Origin of the sequence: Natronococcus pandeyae, assembly GCF_008122205.1 — an archaeon.
In the GTDB taxonomy this organism is placed as follows: Archaea; Halobacteriota; Halobacteria; order Halobacteriales; family Natrialbaceae; genus Natronococcus; species Natronococcus pandeyae.
This window is the reverse complement of record NZ_PHNJ01000004.1, coordinates 326408-345406: the sequence shown is the minus strand read 5'-3', so window position 1 is coordinate 345406 and position 18999 is coordinate 326408. Positions and strand designations below refer to the sequence as shown.

Annotated in this window: 15 protein-coding genes; 10 read left to right on the top strand and 5 right to left on the bottom strand. The window is 62.8% G+C overall.

What is annotated here, in order from left to right; genetic code table 11:
• Nucleotides 1–30 precede the first annotated feature (30 nt).
• Together CV102_RS10490 and CV102_RS10485 are read right to left on the bottom strand one after the other, a co-directional pair.
• On the bottom strand, nt 31–1029 hold the full coding sequence (locus tag CV102_RS10490) for a GNAT family N-acetyltransferase (protein WP_148857947.1): 999 nt from the start codon (nt 1027–1029) through the stop codon (nt 31–33).
• A gap of 450 nt (nt 1030–1479) precedes the next feature.
• Nucleotides 1480–2364: a hypothetical protein gene (locus tag CV102_RS10485; RefSeq protein WP_148857946.1), complete on the bottom strand. Its 885-nt coding sequence runs from the start codon at nt 2362–2364 to the stop codon at nt 1480–1482.
• A 338-nt stretch (nt 2365–2702) separates the two neighbouring features.
• Between CV102_RS10485 and CV102_RS10480 the strand changes: the two genes are divergently transcribed.
• Nucleotides 2703–3674 (top strand): DUF1616 domain-containing protein, encoded by a 972-nt coding sequence (locus tag CV102_RS10480; protein WP_148857945.1) that lies wholly within the window; start codon nt 2703–2705, stop codon nt 3672–3674.
• On the opposite strand, the gene CV102_RS10475 is transcribed toward CV102_RS10480, so the two are convergent.
• On the bottom strand, nt 3649–4626 hold the full coding sequence (locus CV102_RS10475) for an NAD-dependent epimerase/dehydratase family protein (RefSeq protein WP_148857944.1): 978 nt from the start codon (nt 4624–4626) through the stop codon (nt 3649–3651). The two genes, CV102_RS10480 and CV102_RS10475, sit on opposite strands and share 26 nt — an antisense overlap.
• Nucleotides 4623–6038 carry a nucleotide sugar dehydrogenase gene (locus CV102_RS10470; RefSeq protein ID WP_148857943.1) on the bottom strand — a complete coding sequence of 472 codons (1416 nt, stop codon included), beginning with the start codon at nt 6036–6038 and terminating at the stop codon, nt 4623–4625. Before CV102_RS10470 ends, CV102_RS10475 begins: the two co-directional genes overlap by 4 nt.
• Before the next feature lie 832 nt (nt 6039–6870).
• Between CV102_RS10470 and CV102_RS10465 the strand changes: the two genes are divergently transcribed.
• The 9 genes from CV102_RS10465 to CV102_RS10425 all read left to right on the top strand — a co-directional run bounded on the left by CV102_RS10465 (nt 6871) and on the right by CV102_RS10425 (nt 18158).
• Nucleotides 6871–7938, top strand: coding sequence for a DegT/DnrJ/EryC1/StrS family aminotransferase (locus tag CV102_RS10465; RefSeq protein WP_148857942.1), 1068 nt, complete (start codon nt 6871–6873; stop codon nt 7936–7938).
• A gap of 124 nt (nt 7939–8062) precedes the next feature.
• Complete coding sequence (locus tag CV102_RS10460) at nt 8063–9118, top strand: DUF2334 domain-containing protein (RefSeq protein ID WP_148857941.1); 1056 nt, start codon at nt 8063–8065, stop codon at nt 9116–9118.
• A gap of 43 nt (nt 9119–9161) precedes the next feature.
• On the top strand, nt 9162–9845 hold the full coding sequence (locus tag CV102_RS10455; protein WP_148857940.1) for a PIG-L deacetylase family protein: 684 nt from the start codon (nt 9162–9164) through the stop codon (nt 9843–9845).
• A gap of 104 nt (nt 9846–9949) precedes the next feature.
• Nucleotides 9950–10984, top strand: coding sequence for a WbqC family protein (locus CV102_RS10450; protein WP_148857939.1), 1035 nt, complete (start codon nt 9950–9952; stop codon nt 10982–10984).
• Between the two features lie 23 nt (nt 10985–11007).
• Entirely contained in the window at nt 11008–12408 is a 1401-nt protein-coding gene (locus CV102_RS10445) for an endo-1,4-beta-xylanase (RefSeq protein WP_187432931.1), read from the top strand.
• A 191-nt stretch (nt 12409–12599) separates the two neighbouring features.
• Entirely contained in the window at nt 12600–13904 is a 1305-nt protein-coding gene (locus CV102_RS10440) for a glycosyltransferase family 2 protein (protein ID WP_187432930.1), read from the top strand.
• Nucleotides 13905–14400: 496 nt separating this feature from the next.
• Entirely contained in the window at nt 14401–15588 is a 1188-nt protein-coding gene (locus tag CV102_RS10435; RefSeq protein ID WP_148857936.1) for a sugar phosphate nucleotidyltransferase, read from the top strand.
• Nucleotides 15588–17384 (top strand): glutamine--fructose-6-phosphate transaminase (isomerizing), encoded by a 1797-nt coding sequence (glmS, locus tag CV102_RS10430; protein WP_148857935.1) that lies wholly within the window; start codon nt 15588–15590, stop codon nt 17382–17384. The genes CV102_RS10435 and glmS overlap by 1 nt, the downstream gene beginning before the upstream one ends.
• Before the next feature lie 51 nt (nt 17385–17435).
• Nucleotides 17436–18158: a DUF2270 domain-containing protein gene (locus CV102_RS10425; RefSeq protein ID WP_148857934.1), complete on the top strand. Its 723-nt coding sequence runs from the start codon at nt 17436–17438 to the stop codon at nt 18156–18158.
• Here the strand turns inward: CV102_RS10425 and CV102_RS10420 are convergent.
• Complete coding sequence (locus tag CV102_RS10420) at nt 18155–18919, bottom strand: hypothetical protein (RefSeq protein WP_148857933.1); 765 nt, start codon at nt 18917–18919, stop codon at nt 18155–18157. The genes CV102_RS10425 and CV102_RS10420 overlap by 4 nt on opposite strands.
• Nucleotides 18920–18999: the final 80 nt, after the last annotated feature.

Sequence of the window (18999 nt, the reverse complement as noted above, 5' to 3'; positions counted from 1 at the left end):
CGGACGGCCGGTACCGGGTGCGAGCCCGCGTTACCTGATCTTTCGATAGAGCTTCGAGACGAAGCGCATGAGTGGCGTTCCCGACTCGAGTTCGTAGTAGGTGCGGAGTTCGGGGTTGAACTTCGATTTGTACTCACAGATGCGTGGCGTATTCGCACCCTGCAGATCGTACAGCGAAAGTCCCTGTTCTTTCGCGTCACAGATCACCTTCCAGTGGAGGCGGTCGTTACACGAGAAGTCGACGTCCGGTTTGTTGCCGCCTTCGGAGAAGTAGACCGTGTCGCTGTCTCTGAGGGCGATGATCCCCGCTGCCGGCTCGTCGTCGACCATCCCGACGTACGTCTGGACGGTGCTGGGTGACGTCTCTTCGGACAGATCGACGAGAAACTCGAGCGGCACGGTGTACGTTTTCCCCTGTGCTTCGTACCGGGACTGGATCTGCTCGTGAACGAAACGGATCCCGTCGTCGATCCGAGTGGTAATGTGGAAGTCGATACCGTCGTCGGAGTCGATATTCCGACGCGGCGTTCGCGAAAACGATCGCTTGATCGCCTCCCGATCTCGCGTCAGATCGATCGTGTACGTAAACCGTGGCGAGACCGTATACTCCTCCCAGCTGAACGGCCGGACGTCGGCGTACTCCGTCGTCGTGCACACGCGAACGTACCTGGGTGCGAGCGTCTCCTCGATCCACTCGAGACAGGCGCCGATGAACCGCCTGTTTCGCTGCTCGTACTTGCGCTGTTTCAACTGTTCGTTCGCGAATAAGATCGGCCCCAGAACGGGGACTCCCAACCTCGGCGGCGGTGAGAACACGGCGGTTATCCCGCCCTTCGTCAGTTCGAACACCGGAAATATGCCGACCGGCTCTTGCCCCTTGTATCCGATCAGGCGGTACCCAGTTCCCTCAGTGTGACGATCGAGAACGTCGAGCACCGAGGATCGATGGAAGACGGACGCAGCGCTCGCTCGCTCGACCAGTTCGTCCCACTCATCCGCGTCGGAACATATCTCAACGCTGATACTCACGGTACCCCTCTCGCGAACTGCCGTCGAGCGTGTCGTCTGGAGCGAAAGCGGTGTGAAACCGCCTCTCCCCTTCGAGAACGCGCCGGTCTTCGACGACAGCCCCACTCGCGGTAGCGGTATCTGTCTCAGAAACGGCGACGAGATCGGAGACACGCTTACTACCGGAACGAGTTCCCTGGATTGCGGCCGATTCGCCCGGCCTCGAGGCACCACTGTGCCCCTGGATCCGTCCCTTCATATCCGATCACAGTCGGATGATCGGAACATAAGCGTGTAGATCGTTTTACAGGGGTAAGTGACAATCACGTCTACCGGTTGGCGCGGGGAGTCGACCAGTTTCGAGGTCCGATCGATACGATCCGAAGACGATCGATACGCAGCGGACGGCCAGCGGTATCGACCCGACTTCTCAGCGAAACAGTCGATTTCTCCGCCCGGATCCGTCTCGAATCACTCACTTTCGCCCTCTCGAACGCCCTCTCGCTCCCACCGGCAGGTCACGAGCCACTCTCCACGCTCCGTCTCCGCGGTGGCCGCGACGTCGACCGGACGCTCGAGACCGGTTGCGAGACCGACAGCCAGCGTCGAGGAGACCGGATGGTCGAACCGGTCGACGGGACCGAACGCGCTGTCCGAGATCGCAACGTCGACCCGTCCGGAGTCGGAGTCGACGACCGACTCGGTGCGGCCGACGAGTTCGAACCGGTCTACGAGCGCAGTGGTCAACTGCTCGACCAGTACCTCGGGACGGGTCGCAAGTTCGCCACCGAGCGTCCGCTCGAGTTCGCCGACGAACGACGCGCCGGTCGGCTCGAGGACCAGCCCCTCTCGACCCGAACCGTCCCCGAGTGCGGTATCCGCTGTGTCGGATCCGACACCCCCGGAACCAGTGGGAACGACCAACCGAACGGCGTCGGCTCCACCGCCGGTGCCCGGGACGTAGCGTCGATCGGCTGTGCTTCCGCGCTCGTCCGCGAGCCCGGCGACGTTTGCCGCACAGGTCTCGTACACTCGTCTACCGTCTCGAGCCTCGATGACGCGTCCGGGCGCCAGCGAGTAGGTGAGGACGGCGGCGAAGCCGCCGACTCCTGCGAGCACGAACAGGATCTGGCGCCCGTCGGGGACGGCGAGCCCAGCGGCCAAGCTGATCACTCCTAACAGCGCGAATCCCAGCGCAGTGTTCCGGTTCCGGACCAATCGAGCGTGAGTGGCGTCGCGCTCGCGGCGGACACCCTGACCGAGACGCGCCTCGAGTCCGTCGTCACTCGAGACGAGGTCGTCCGGCGACCCCTTCTGAATCGTCGAGGCGCCGTCGTCGTCGAGATCGGTCGTCATGGCCACCTCGGCGTACGGTTTTCGGCGATGGTGCTCCCCCACGAGCAGCGAACGAGTCGATCGATCGTCGAAGCGTGCGACACGCGAGACATTCGCCGAGAGTACACCAGAGGGGTGTTTGAAACTGTGGGGCGTCAACACCGTGTTTCTACCCGTCGAATCGGCGTAATCCGGTATTTCTCGGTGGGAGGGAGTATCGGCAGTGCCACTCGAGTGCGCGACCGCTCGAGCGGCCCACGCGGTGCGAGCCCGTTCGTCGTCCGTATCTTCATCCGCCGGTGACCGTCCGGAACGACGACTAACGGGTTTTATTCGTCGAACGTGGAAGCACAGTGGCGATGGGGTCGCACGAACCGTCCGAATCGATTCGAGGGCTGCCGGCGGATCTCGCCGGCGCGGTACTGATAACTGGACTCGTCAACGTCGCGGTGTTCGCACCGGTGATCCGCGAAACCCCTCTTCGCGTTCTCTTCGGACTCGCGTTCGTTCTTTTCGTCCCCGGCTACGTCGTCGTCGCCGCACTGTTTCCGGAGCGCGAGGGGTCGGGCGTCGACGGCGTCGACCGCCTCTCCCTCTCGGTCGTCGCGAGCGTGATCGTGGTGCCGGTGGTCGGGCTGGTGATGAACGTGACCCCGTGGGGAATCCGGCTCGGGCCGACCCTGGCGGCGGTGTCGCTCGTCACCCTGGCGCTGATCGTCGTCGCCGCTCGCCGCCGCCGAGCGGTTCCGCCCGCCGAACGGTTCCGTGTCCCGTACCGGGAGCGGATACGACAGGGGACGACCGCAGTTCGACCGAACGGAATCGGCGATCTCGCGCTGACGCTGTCTCTCGCCGTCGCGGTCGTGCTCGCGGTCGGCGCAGTCGGCTTCGCGATCGCCGACCACCACGCCGGATACGGCCCCGACCTGGGCGAAGACGACGGCTTCTCGGCAATCTCGCTCGTCGATTCGGACGGCGACCTGGTGACGAACGAGTCAGAGATAGCGGAACTCGAGCCAGGAACGGCCGAGTCGGTCTTCGTCGGAATCGACAACCACGAAGACGAGCCGAGAAGCTACACGGTCGTCGCGCTCGAGCAGGAACTGGACGACGAGGGGACCGTTGCGGACGAACGCGAACTCGAGCGGTTCGATCTCGCGGTCGACGACGGCGAGACCGAGACGTACGAACACGAACTCGAACCGACGACGGAGGAAGACGTCCAGTTCGTCTGGCTGCTGTATCCGGAGGAGGTGCCCGAAGAGCCGTCGACTGACTCCGCCGAAGCGCACGTCTCGCTGACGGTCAGCGACGAGGAGACTGACGAGTAGTGTCGTCGGTCGTCGCATCGGGCCGGTTCCGCTCGAGGTAGTCGACCGTCTTCTCGATTCCCTCGTCCAGGGGCGTCGACGGCTCGTAGCCGAGTTTCGATTTCGCCCTCGAGACGTCTGCACAGCGTCGCTCGATGACGTACGGACGCGGGTGTTCGACGTGGGTCAGATCGGCGTCTGGAATCGCGTCTGCGACCGCGATGGCGAGGCGGCGAATCTTCGTCTCGTTCCCGGTGCCGATATTGAACGTCTCATTTCGCCCGTTGGGGCCAAGCGACGCGACGGTGGCGTCGACCGCATCGTCGATGTAGGTGAAATCGCGCGTCTGCTGGCCGTCGCCGTGGATCTCGATCACGTCGCCCGCAAGTGCGCGGTCGACGAAGATCGGGATGACGTAGCCGTAGGCCGAGCAGTCCTGGCGCGGCCCGTAGGCGTTGAAGTACCGGACGATCGTGTAGTCCAGATCGTGTTTCGAGGCGTAGGCACGAACGAAGCGCTCGCTCGCGTACTTCGCGACCGCGTAGTTCGTCTCGGGAGCCTTCGGATCGTCCTCGTGGTACGGCACGTCCGGCACGTCGCCGTACACCTCGGAGGTCGACGCGAAGAGGACGCGCTCGACGTCCGATTCGGCGGCAGCCCTGAGGATGTTTCGGGTTCCGTCGATGTTCACCTGCAACACCTCGAGTGGGTTCTCGAGCGTCCGGCGGACCCCCATCATCGCGGCCATGTGAACGACGACGTCGTGGTCGGCCACGAGCGAGCGGATCAGCTCTTCGTCCAGTACGTCGCCGTCGACGATCCGCTCGGGCGGGAGGAACTCGAGGTAGTTGGGATTCCCGACCGAGAAGTCGTCCAGGACGGTGACGGCGTTCTCGGCGGCGAGCCGTTCGGCCACGTGACTGCCGATGAATCCCGCACCACCGGTGACCAGCACGCGTTTCCCGCGAATCATTGCCCACACCCCTGTTCGCCGTCGTCGAGCGCAGAAACGCCGCCGTCGGATTCGACGGCCCCTAGATCCGGAATGAAGTGCGTACCGAGCTCCTGCGGAGAGATCAACCGACTCTCGGAAACGGCGTCCGGGTCAAGCGTTCGTTGCGGATCGACGAGGATCGGATTCGACCGCATCGTCGCCGCCAGCGCGGACGGATCCAACCGGTGGAACGGTCTGTGGCCGGTCGCGATGACGACGACGTCGGCGTTCCGGACTGCGTCCATCGCGCTCGACTGATTCGACAGCTCGGTCCGTTCGATCCGCTCGCCCGGTTCGAACTGCGGATCGAACGCTTCGACGGAGACGTTCTCGTCTCGCAAGAGGTGGATCAACTCGAGCGCCGAACTGTTCCGTACGTCCCTCACGTTGGGCTTGTACGTGACGCCCAGCACGGCAACGGTCGCGGACGACGGAGACTTCCCGATGGCATCGAGCGCCAGAAAGATATTGTCGACGTGTCGATCCGGCATCGAACTGTTGATCTCCCGCGCGGTCGAGACGAGACGGAGCTCTGTGCCGGCGGCCTCGGCGGCTTCCCGGAGGTAGTGGGGGTCGACCGGGAGGCAGTGGCCGCCGACGCCGAGGCCCGGCTCGTAGGGCTGGAAGTTCCACTTGGTAGCCGCGCTCTCGATCACTTCCCAGACGTCGATTCCGATCCGCTCGGCAGCGATCGAGAACTCGTTCATCAGCGCGATGTTGACGTCCCGCTGGGTGTTCTCCATCAGCTTGGTCGCTTCGGCGACCTCGAGCGAGGAGACCGGCGCCGTCGAGTCGGCGACGTCCTCGTACAGGTCGGCGGTGAGGTCGCGCCACCCTTCGGTGATCGAGCCGACGACCCGCGTAGCCCGGTTCGGCGGCCCATCGCCGGGGCTGTACCGCTCCGGGACGTGCGATACCCCGAAGTCGTCGGCGGGTTCGAGCCCGGAGTGCTCGAGTTCCGGAACGAGTTCGTGTCGCGCACAGCCGGGGTAGACGGTGCTCTGGAGCACCACGAGGTTCCCCGGATCGAGCACCGTCGAGACGTCTCGAGCGGCCGAGCGAACGTACGAAAGATTCGGCGTGTTGTCGGCGTCGACCGGTGTCGGAACGCTGATGACGTACACCTCGGCGTCGGCCGCGTCGGAGATCTGCGTCGACACTCGGCTCTCGCCGTCCTCGATGAACTCGGCCAGTTCCGCCGTCTCGAACGGCGAGTCACCCCGCCGAATAGCTTCGATCAGTCCGTCGTCGGTGTCGATGCCGACGACCGGATACTCCGCGCGACTGAACTCGAGCGCAGAGTTGTAGCCGACGAAGCCGAGGCCGATACAGGAGATCTGAACGTCCCTGTTTTCCAGACGCTCCTCGGCGACGGTGCGAGACTCGGTCATCGTCCCTCTCCGACCTGCTGTGTGGCGTCTGCGTTCCACACCGTTCCTGAACGGTTCGGCGGCAGCGACCGAGTGTCTGAGACTCGTATCTGGCGCCTCCCCTCTTCCGAAGAATCACTGCTCGGTCGTTCTACGACGTTCTCGATGGCGATCCATGCCCCGCTCGAGTGGTGACGATCGATACGATCTGGGGGTACCATGAGCGCTTATGCTCGCGTTCCGGTCAAAAACGAGTGATACCGTTACAGAAATCGTTCGAGATTAAATAGTTGGTTTGAAATATCGGGAAAATATGATAAGACAGCCGACAATCAGGCCTGGCAAAAGTACACCGTTTTCGTGTAGTAATTGCTGAGAGAATGTGGGTGTCAGACCGACATTAAGTTTCTAATTACCTGTTCTTGAACTAGGATCTCGATATAGTAAATATAAATAGCAGGGCGGGGTTTGGGTGTGGGTCAGTATCTACCGAAAAAAGATCCGATGAATAGCGTGTACCCGGTGAATTCGGCCCACAATCGCCATCTGCGGACGGACGAGGAGGGCGCGTCGGTCCCCGCGTTCGACGATACCGATATCCGAGTTAGGAACGGACGCGTTCCGTACTGATTACCGATGATTACCAGCAGTACCAGTCAATTGGGACACGTGTACGACCTGGATAACAAATTCGTCGAGCGATGCTCGCGATGCGCGACGCTCCTTCTCCGACGGTACTCGAAGGAGGACGGTTCCGTATTCGCAACTATCCGTCGATCCATACCGTTCGGAACGACGACTTCGAGTCGGCGGGGGTGACAGCATTATAGGGTTCAACGTGGTCGGTTCACCGATGGTGACGTTCTACAGACCGGCCACCGGTACAGCGGAGGCGACCGCCGTCGCGGACGCACTCGAGACGGGAACGCTCTCGACCGGTGAGATCGTCGAACAGTTCGAGTCCGAGTTCGCCAGCTTCTGCGGGCGAGACGAGGGCGTAGCCGTCGCGTCCGGGAGCATCGCCCTGGAGTTCGCGCTGTCGGGTGCGCCGCTCGAACGCGACGACGGGATCGTCGTGTCGCCGTTCAACTGCTCGGCCGTCCTCTATTCGGTCCTCAGATCCGAACTGACCCCTGTTTTCGCGGACATCGACCCGGAGACGCTGGCGCTGGATCCGGCGGCCGTCGAGCGCGTCCTCGACGAGCGCGACGACGTCACTGCGCTGTTGCTCACGCCGTCGTACGGTTTGCCCGCGTCGTTCGATCCGCTGCAGTCACTGGCCGACGACCACGATCTGGTCGTCGTGAACGATTTCTGCCAGGCACCTGGTGCGACGTATGACGGCGACCCCGTCGGAAGCTACGGCGACGTCGCGATCTGCAGTTTCGGCGCGACGAAGAACATCACGACCGGCGAGGGCGGGATGCTCGTCGGCGACGACCACTATGCCGAGTACGCCAGCGAACGCCGTTCGAACGACGCCGTCGATTCGACTCGACAGCCGCTCAGCGCCCGGATGAGCGACGTCGCCGCCTCCATCGGTCGGGTGCAACTCGAGCGCTACCCCGATCTGCTCGAGCAGCGCCGGGCCGTCGCGGCGGCCTATCGCGAGACGCTTCCCGAGATCGTGACGCCACAGCCCGTTCCGGACCGTGTCACACACGCCTACCACCGGTTCCCGGTCAGGACGCCGGACCGCGAGGCGCTGACCGCGTTTCTCGAGCGCCGCGGCATCCCCTACTCGATCGAGGTCGAAACGCCGCTGTACGACTACGACGCCGCTCCGGGAACTACCGATGCTCTCCCGGGAACGGAGGCGGCGATCGACGAAACGGTGTTGCTCCCGATGCACCCCGGACTGACCCCGGCGACGGCCGCCGCGATCAGCGAGTCGATCGCGTCGTTCGCTGGGGACGGATGAGCCGAGGCCGTCGGACCGATGTCGGAACCGCCGTCGAACGATACTCACGAACGCTTCGAGGTATCTTCGGTTTGAGCGGCTGTACGAACCGAATAACAAATCCGGTGAGCGGTCCGGGCGGCGTATGAGCGTACGAACAGCTGCGATGCGGGCTCTGATACCCGCGTTCGCGCTCGCCGGCGTCTCGCTGTCGACCGTGCTACCGACGGACGACGAACGGGAGTCGGCTGACTACCAGACGGTTCTCATCTTTCGGAACGACGACCTCGAGCCGGGCCACGCCGACGAACTCCGCCGCGAGATCGACCAGATCTTCATCGACGAAGGGGTTCCACTGACGAACGCGCCGATCCCGATCCAAAACGAGGAGGAGCCGATCACAGACGACGAAGAGTTCTGTGAGGAACTCCGGGAACAGTACGAGGAGCACCCGGACATCTTCGAGTACTCGTTACACGGCTACTATCACACGCCGAGTACCGACCAGTTCTACGTGGGCGACGGAGGGTTCTCCTCCGGGGAACAAAGCGAGTTCGGCGGACTCCCCTACGACCAACAGCGATCCCGGATCGAAGAGGGACGCCGAATTCTGGAGGAATGTACCGGTGCGACGACGCACTCGTTCGTTCCCCCGTTCGCGCCCTACGACGACGCGACCGTCCAGGCGCTCGCGGAGGAGGGCATCACGATCGTCTCGAGCGACAACTGGTTCACGAGAGTGTACTTCGGCGAGACGGACCTGTTCGAGACCTATGGCGTCCTCCACGTGCCAGCGAACAACGACTTCGTCAGCGACTGGGAGACCCACGAGTTTCACGACCAGAGCTACCTGCGGGAGGCGTTCGACGAGGCGTACGAGAACGGGGAACTGTACATGCAGACGCTGCACTACTGGACGTTCACCAGCGACGAGCGGCTCGACGAACTGCGGTCGTTTATCGATTACGTCAAAGATCAGGACGGGGTGTTGATGATGACGATCGAAGCGTTCGCCGACGCGTATCGCGAGGAGCGACTGGTTCAGACGAACGACGGCTGGACGTACACCCCGCCCGACGATGACGACGAACTCGCCGTCTACAGTACGGGTGCGCTGGACGAGTCAAGCGAGGGTTCCGACGACGAAACGAACTGGCTCGATTCGGTAATCTCCGCTGGTCGCCGCATCGTCGACCAGTAGCTAGTTTATACTCATTTAGAGGGGAGTCCAGATCCGGGGTGGCATGAAAGTACTCTGTATCGCCGCTCACCCGGACGACGAGGTGCTCGGCGTCGGCGGCACGCTCGCAAAACACGCCGCAGCGGGCGACGAGGTCGAGGTCATGTTGCTGGGCGACGGGGAGATGGCTCGCCACGAAACCGAGACCCAGGAAGCGATAGAGCGGGGCGAAGAGCGACGGCAGGAAGCCCGAGAGGCGTGTAAGGTTCTCGGGGTTTCGACGGTGACGATACACGATTACTGGGGAAACCAGCTCGACGACGTCGCGCTCATCGACGTCGTCCGCGACGTCGAGTCCAAACTCGAGTCGTTCCACCCCGACGTGGTCTACACGCACTACTACGGCGATCTCAACATCGACCACGAACTCGTTGCACGGGCCGTCCGCACGGCCGCTCGGCCTGACCCGGACTCGAGTGTCGACCGCATCCTGTCGTTCGAGACGCCGTCGGCCACCGAGTGGGCGATGCCGACGGCGGACACCGCCTTCCAGCCGACCGTGTTCGTCGATATCAGCGAGCACCTCGAGCGAAAGATGGAGGCGATCGAGATCTACGGCAGCGAGATGCGGGAGCGCCCCCATCCGCGAAACGAGGCGAGTCTCCGCGATAACGCACGATTATGGGGGGATAAGAGCGGGTTGGAGGCGGCCGAACCGTTCGAACTGATGCTCGAGCGACGGCGGTAGCGATACCGGCCGAGAGGACTGCAAGCAGTGGCGACGAAACGGTCGAAAGCGCCATTTTGTACGTCGATCATACTGAAGTATCTTCTCGGTCCAGATACTGGCTCATGGCGGGGATCGTTGCGGCGTACCAGCCGCATTATTATCCGAAGTTACACTATCTCGCGAGAGCACAGCAAGCGGATGTCTTCGTGATCTACGACGATGTCCAGTTCTCACGAAGCTCACCCCATCACCGGGCGCCCATCGAGTACCAGGGTCAGTCCTGGCTGACGATACCGGTACGGGACACGGGCGTCGACACCGCAATCAACGACGCCCGAATCGAGATGGTAAATCCGTGGCCTACGCGCCACCTGAAAACGCTCGTCGGAAAGTACGGCGAAGAGGCACGGGAGCTGCAACCGTTCTACGAGCGGCTCTGCCCGACCATCGTCGATCCGGCCTTCCTTCGTGAGAATCCCAACGAGTTCGACGCGGAAGGAGTCGACGACTGGCTCGAGTTAGACGCCGAGTGGCGTGCCCGAAACCGGGAGCTAGAGTCGCTCCAGTCGGAAAAAAACCAGATCGGGCGGGAGATCGGTGAACGAAAACAGGCGGATCCGACCGCCTCGATCGACGAACTGGTAGCGGCTGCCGAGGACGTCGAGGACAGACTCGAGCGTGTCGAAGACACCTGTCGAGAACTGAAAGCGCGCCGTGACGAGGCGCTCGTCGAACTCTCGGCGACCGTCGACGAAGACGAGACCGTCGACGAACTGTCGACGAACCAGTACTGGGAACTCGAGGTCGATCCCGAGGAGTGGATGGGTGGTGTCAAACTGGTCGAACTCACGATTCCGCTGCTCCGGGAACTGTTCGACCGGTTCGAAATCTCGTCGAAAGTCGTTCGATCGAGCGAGATTCCGGTCGAACGGACGGACGAGGCACCCGAGTACCTGGCCAGACTGACAGAGTACTTCGACGGGGACAGCTACCTCTCCGGCGGTGTCGGATACGAGAACTACATGGACGACGAGCCGTTCGAGGTGCGCGGACTGGACGTCCTCGTTCAGGACTGGACCCCGACCTGGGAGAACGGCAACGTCTGCGCACTCAACGTGCTGTACGGCACGGACGAACCAGCAAAGTATGTCAGATGAGACATCAACGAGAGGTGCGTTCGATGCCGAACGATGAACGCGAGCGACACAGAAGAGCGAGCGCCGGCGAATTCGCGACGTCGCGACGAACGGTTCTGACCGGAGCGACGGTTGGTGCCGTCAGCCTGGCCGGGTGTACCGGCCTCAGTAGCGAAGACGAGGGCGAAGACGACGAAGCGATGTCGTGGGAGCGCGCTGCGGACGAACGGATCGAGGAGCACAGGACGACGGACGTTACCGTCCGTGTCGAGGACGGAGACGGCGAGCCGATCGACGATGCTCGCGTCGAGGTCGCCATGCGGGAACACGAGTTCGGGTTCGGCACGGCGGTGAACGCCGAACACCTCATTGAGGAGACCGAGCCAGGAGACGAGTACCGAACGCACCTCACCGAACTGTTCAACAAGGTGGTTCTGGAGAACCGCCACAAGTGGCGGTTCTGGGAGACGCCGGACGAGCGTGACCTCGCCGAAACCGCCACGAAGTGGCTGCTCGCGCGAGGACTGGAGATGCGCGGCCACACCTGCATCTGGCAGCGACGCGGTCAGGGAGCGATTCCCGACGACATCGTCGAGGCGATGGACGAGGAAAACCGCTCGCCGATCGAACGACGAACGCGCGGACACATCACCGACATCGTCGGCTACTACAGCGACATGCCGGCGCTCACCGAGTGGGACGTTCTGAACGAACAGGTCGATTTCCACGAGCTAACGGATCTGCTCGACCCCGGTGCTCCACCCACGGAGCCGCCCAGGATAGCCAACTGGTTTCGAGTCGCCGAGCGGGCGGATCCGAACGCACAGCTGTTCATCAACGAGTACAACATCATCGTCGGCGACGACGAGGAACACCGAGACCAGTTCGAGACGATCGTGAGACACCTCCTCGCCCACGACGCGCCGCTCGAGGGAGTCGGCATACAGGGCCACCACTCGAGCGTCGACGACCGGCGGTCGCCGGAGGAGTTACTCGAGACCCTCGACCGGTTCGTGGAACTGGTTCCCGCGATCCAGATCCACGAGTACGACACGTGGGGCGAGGAGTGGACCGACGAGATGGAGGCGGAGTACCTGTACGAGTTCCTGAAAACGGTCTACAGCCACCCTGCGGTGCAGGGGTTTCTCATGTGGGGGTTCTGGGACGAGATTCACTGGCAGGGGAACGCGCCGCTGTTCGAGGAGGACTGGTCTCGAAAACCCGCGTACGACGTCTACACCGACCTGGTGTTCGACGAGTGGTGGACTGAAGAGGAAGAGACGACCGACAGTGACGGGGAGTACGATCTCACCGCGTTTCTCGGTGAATACGAGATAACAGCCGCCACGGATAATGAGACAGAAACAACGATCGAGACGTTCGACGATCCGTGGACGAACCCGACCGTCGTCATTCGTATCGATGGGGAGCGCTCGTCCGACTAGATCGTATTAGTACTGTGTTATGACGAGTAATGGAGAAAAATTTGTTGAAACGGTGAATACTGTCATATGACTGTCCAAGCAAGGTGGGTGGAGAGGAAATGGTTGTAGGTCTCTCGACATTGTTTACCACGTACGGAAAACTGTTCAAACCACGACGAACGTTCGAAACCTCGTCAGAAGACCGCCCGACGATGACAGCGATGATTCCGGCGCTCAACGAGGAACGGACGATCGCATACGCACTGGCATCGCTCGCGATGCAGACGGTCCCGCCGGACAAGGTCATCGTCGTCGACGACGGTTCGACTGACCGAACTCCTGAAATCGTCGACGAACTCTCGAGCGAACTGGATATCGATATCGAACGACGACGACACGACGTGCCGATGGGAAAGACCGTCGGCATGAAAGAGGTCGCGAGAGACGTCGAGACGGATACCCTCTTCAATCTCGATGCCGACACCTTCCTCGAGAGCGAAGATTACCTCGAGCGGTTGCTCGAACCTCATCACGAGACGGACGTCGCCAGTTCGTTTGGGACGGTGTACCCGACAGAACGCAGTTCGAAACAGGATTTTTACGAGGATCAGATCGTCGAGATACTTCCCGAGGACAGCCTCGCGCTCGAGCACGTCCGCGAAGATCTCGAGATCGAAAACTCACATACGGGGGTGGTCGGCTACTTCAAACGGAACAGACCGATCATTCAGTACCGGAACGTAGACTTTCACGTCCAGCAGCGATTCTTCGCGGACGGAATCATGCGCGGGTTCGGATCGATGCTCTATCCGGTTGGGTCCGCCGTCCTGTACGACCGACAGAAACTCGTCTCGGTGTTCGACGACTACGAGGAGTCACTCGGTGACGATCTGACCAACAGCGAGGATCTCTTCATCGGATTCGCCTTCTGCGACAGAGGGTGGTCGAATATACAGATTCCGGACACGTACACGCGATCGGCCCTCCCCGGGCTTCCCAAGACGTTCAAGCAGAACTACCTCTGGGGGTCCGGGTACTTACAGAGCGCGTACTATTTCAAGCATCTCACGTTCCGCTATCGGAAGAAGCGGATCAGTACGGACGGGGGAACCGACTCGGATCAGGCGTCGCTCGAGTACACCGATCCCGATTCAACGACACAGGTGCAAACGGAGCGGTCGGCGTCGGATCGAGCCACGACTCAACGGACGAAGCAGCCGATGGGTCGAATCATCACCTCGCAGCTGATCGACGGGTTCTATCCGACGGCTGCGCTGTTGATGACCGGTCTCTCGTTTATCGGCCTCATGGCGATCGAACTCATCCTCCTCTTCATCTTCCTCGAGTTCGTCATGACGATCGTAGCAACGGGCGTTACGAAGACGAAACGCCTCGACCTCGGTCGGAATCTTATCCCGTTCGTGGTACTCAGAGCGATCATGTTGCCCGTCCTGACGTACACGTATCTCCGCGTCGGGACGGACATCATGCTCGGGAACCGTGACTGGCGAAAGTAGATCGGATCGGTTCGACGACCGATTCGAGCTATCTCACGTCGAGACGAGTTTCCGCTCGAGCACGCGTCCACCGGATCAGTAACTGAAACAAACAGCTAATGGAGCACTATCGATCCCTGTCAGGAGTAACTGGCCTTGGTCGACCGTCGAGTCACAGACCTCGACGCGTGATACTGACCGTGGCTCGCCGACGTCACTGGTTTTTCGACGAGCGCACGGATTAGGACCGGACGGTTCTCATTTTTCAGGGTGCTGCCCGAGTTCGATAACACCCGTAAACCGTCGATATACCGACTGAAACGGCGGTCAATTCCATCGTCACGACGCACCGTTCGGGACTGCAACGTCGACATCGACGCCGATACAGAATCCGTTGCCTCTCAAGACACTATTTCTACGATTGTATTGATGACAGCAGAAATGTTCACCGTATATTGATCATTGACCCGATAATACTGTCGACGACTCAAAAGAGCGGGTTATCGTGGGGGCGTCTATGTCAGTAGACTCTGCAATCGTCCTCGCTGCGGGGGAGGGAATGCGTCTCCGACCACTGACGAAGAACCGTCCGAAACCGATGCTTCCGGCGGCGACGAAACCAATTCTCGAGCACGTCTTCGATCAGCTCGTCGACGCCGGCATCTCGGAACTCGTCGTCGTCGTCGGCTACCGCCGCGACCGCGTCCAGTCGCACTTCGGCTCTACCTACCGGAACGTGCCGATCACCTACGTCACACAGGAACACCAGCTCGGAACCGGCCACGCGGTGTTGACCGCCGAGTCCGAGGTGAGCGGCACCTGTCTGGTGATCAACGGGGACCAGATCGCCGATAGCCGCATCATCAACGACGCCCTCGAGGCGCACGACAAAAGTGCCGCCGCGACGATCGCGCTGTTGCAGCGCTCGAACGTCGAATCCTACGGCGGCGCCCTCGTCGACGACGATGGCACGGTGACGCGAATCGCCGAGAACCCGCGCGACGGGCGCGACTACTACCTCAATGCCGGCGTCTACGTGTTCGACCCTGCTGCGTTCGATGCTGTTCGAGCGGCAGAGCCGACGTTTGGCGAACACCACCTCCTCGGCGGGTTATCGAAGCTCATCGATATGGGGGAAACCGTACGTGGGGCCGTTTCCGAGGGGCTGTGGGTCGACGCGACGTACCCCTGGGACCTCCTCGACGTCTCGTTCGAACTGTTCGATACCGGGGTCGTCGACGGTGACTCGGAGGCCGTCGGCCACGAAACGACGACGGTCCACGACTCCGCGGAACTCCGCGGCCCCGTCGTGATCGGTCGAGACTGCGCGATCGGACCGGGGGCCGTGGTCGGGCCGTACGTCTGTCTCGGGGAGAACACGACCGTCAACTCGAACGCCGTCGTCGAGCGGAGCGTCGTCGACGCCGATACCACGGTCGGCGCCAACGCGACCGTCATCGAGTGCGTCACCGGGACTGGCGTCGAGATCGGGGCTGGATCGACGATCCCGGGCGGTCCGGGCGACGTTCGCGTCGGCGACACCGTCTACGAAGACGAGGCGCTCGGCGCACTGCTGGCCGATCGCGTCACCGACCGGGGCGGCGTCGCGTACGTTCCGGGGGCGCTCGTCGGGCCGGAGACGAATATCCAGACCGGGACGACGATCCGCGGCACGCTCGCCGGCGGAACGGAGGTGCGTTCCTGATGTGCGGCATCATCGGATACACCGGCGCACGCGCGGATCGAAACGTCATCGAGGTGCTCTCGAACGGGCTCTCGCGTCTCGAGTACAGGGGGTACGACTCCGCGGGGATCGCGGTCGCGGATCCATCGGTGTCCGTCTACAAGCGCGAGGGAGAACTGGCCGCACTCGAGGAGACGCTCCCCGAGGAGACGGACGACGCGCTGGCGGGGATCGGTCACACTCGCTGGAGCACCCACGGGCCGCCATCCGACGAGAACGCCCATCCACACACCGACTGCGAGAAGAAGGTCGCCGTCGTCCACAACGGCATCATCGAGAACTACCAGGAGCTGCGTGACGAACTCGAAGCGAAGGGTCACGAGTTCGACAGCGAGACCGACACCGAGGTCATCCCCCACCTGATCGAAGCGGCGCTCGAGCAGGGCGCCGACCCGGGCTCCGCGTTCCGCCAGGCGATCGAACGACTCGAGGGGAGCTACGCCGTCGCGGCGGTGTTCCGCGGCCGGGAGGAGGTGTATGCGACGCGCTACCAGTCGCCGCTCGTGCTCGGCGTCGACGACGGCGGCACTATGCTGGCGAGCGACGTCCCTGCATTTCTCGAGTACACGGACGAAGTCATCTACCTCGAGGACGAGCAGTTCGCAACGATCAGGCCCACCGGCATCGAGGTGCGAGACGAGCGCGGCGCGCTCGTCGACGTTTCGGTCGAGACCGTCGACTGGGACCCCGAAGACGCCGGCAAGAGCGGCTACGACCACTACATGCTCAAGGAGATATACGAGCAGCCGCGCGCGATGCGCGAGTGTCTCCGCGGCCGCCCGCGGCCGTTCGAGGAGTCAGTCTCGATCGAGGAACTCGATGACGTACCACGACCGACCGAGGTCCACTTCGTGGCCTGCGGAACCTCGTATCACGCGTCTCTGTACGCCGCACGGTTGTTTCGCGAGCGCGGCGTTCGGGCGACGGCATTTCTCGCGAGCGAGTACAACGTCGATACGCTGCCGATCGACATGGGGACGCTGGTCGTCGGCGTCACCCAAAGCGGCGAAACGGCGGACACGCTTCGCGCGCTTCGGACCGCGAACAGCGTCGGGGCGACGACCCTCGCCGTGACGAACGTCGTGGGAAGTTCAGCGTCGCGGGAGACCGATCACACCATGTACATCCGCGCCGGCCCGGAGATCGGCGTCGCCGCGACCAAAACGTTCGCCTCCCAGCAGGTCGCCCTGGCGATGCTTTCGAGCGCGCTTACCGGCGACTGTTCCCGGGAATTCGTGGAGTCCCTTCGGGCGTTACCGGATCAGATCCAGTCGATCCTCGACGACTCTCGGGCAGAGGAGATCGCCGAGGAGTACGTCCACTCCGACGCGTACTTTTTCATTGGCCGGGATTACGGTGCCCCGGTCGCCCTCGAGGGGGCGCTCAAGATGAAGGAGATTAGCTACAAACACGCTGAGGGATTCGCCGCCGGTGAGTTGAAACACGGCCCGCTCGCGCTCGTCACCGAGAAGACGCCGATGTTCGCCCTGGTCAGCGGTCGGTCGAACACGGAGAGGATGCTCGGCAACATCAAAGAGGTCGAGGCCCGTGGCGCGCCGGTCGTCGCCGTCACGGACGATCCGGACCTCGTCGGACACCACGCTGATCACGTCCTGTCGGTTCCCGAGACACACTGGCGGTTCTTCCCGATACTGGCGAACGTGCAGCTCCAGTTGGTCTCCTACTGGGTCGCGAACCGTCTCGGCCGATCGATCGACAAACCGCGCAACCTCGCGAAGAGCGTGACGGTGGAGTGAGTCGGCGACCTTGCTGACGCGGTTATCTCCGCTCGCGTCGATAGTACACGTATGAACAGTGACGTCGAACACACCGACAGCCCCCTGGATCCGGAGGATCAGGAGATCGCCGCCGAGATCGCGGACGACGCGGAGGCCCTTCTCTCCGCGCTCCCCCACTACTATCGTGGGGAGGTCAGTCAGGCCACCAGCTCCCAGGATCGGATCGACCAGACGACGAACTGGGCGATCACGGTCATCGCGGCGCTGCTTTCCGTCGTGTTCTCGAGTCCCGATATGCCCGCGTACCTGCTGCTGGTCGGCATCCTGATCCTGTGCATTTTTCTCTCCTACGAGGTTCGGCGGTATCGGTTCTACGACCTGTATCGCGCTCGCGTCCGCTTCTTCCAGGAGAACGTCTTCGCGAACGCGCTCGAGCCGTCGGGCGTCGAGCACTCGCGGTGGCGCGAGGAGCTGAGCGACGACCTCCGATACCCCACGTTCAAGGTGACCGCACGCGAGGCGCTCTCCCGGCGAGTCCGTCGCATCTACGGGCTCCTGTTCGCGGTCCTCGGCGTCGCCTGGGTCGCGAAGGTCACGCTGTTCACCCCCGAAGCGCAGTGGACCGAGGCCGCGGAGCTTCCGGGAGTCCACGGCGCCGTCGTTGCCGGACTCCTCGTCGGCTTCTACGTCGGTCTTCTCGCGATCGCAAAACGGCCGAGCAACCGGCAGGCAAAGGGCGAGATCTACGGCGCGGAGCCCGGAGAGTGGAAGAACGGGAACGAGGAGGATTAGCTGCCGTCCTCGTCCGGATCGCCGCCCTCGCTCGAGTCGCCCCGGTGCTCTGCGAGCGCCTCGTCGATCGTCAACTCGCCCGCGGCCACGCGGCGGGCGAGCATCTCGTCGATCGCACGGTTCGTCTCGCTCTGCTTGCGTGCGCGATCCTTGATTATCTGGAGCTCTCCCGCCGTCGGTTCGATCTCGCGCGTGTCGATCTCCTCTCCCTCGAGCCGAGCGATGTTCACGGCGGCGAGGACGTCGCCCATCCCCCGCGCCCCCGACCCCAGGTAGGGCGTCGTCCCCGTCTCGTCGACGAGTTCGACGCGGACGTCCTCGAGGTCGTTGACGAGCGTCGCGCCCTGGAGGCGGGAGCCGTCGCCGATTCGAACCAGCGGGGAGGGCGCGTCGGCGACCTCGCGCTGGATGACGTCGACGGCGTCGGACAGTGGCACCTGGAAGGCGGCGACGACCATCTCGCCCGCCAGGACCGCGATCCCGGGCTTCCGACCCGGATCGACGCCGATAATCGTCCGTCCGCCGTCGCCGCGAACGGCGGTCAGTGCCTGGTCGACGGCGCGTCGCGGCTGTTCGGGGTCGGCGACGATGGTCGTCACACCCGGGAAATCGTCGGCATGGTCTCCACCAGTGACGACGACGGTGGTCTCTTCCGGGAGCGTCTCATCGGGCTCGACGGTCGTGAACGCGGATCCGCGGTCGCGGAGTTCGTTGACGACGCCGTGGTACACCTCGAAATCTGACGTGGCGACGACGATCACGCCCCACCCTTCGTCGCCGGTTCGAATAAACGTACACGAACCGATCGACGCTCGAATCGCGACCGATTTCGGGGGGTTTT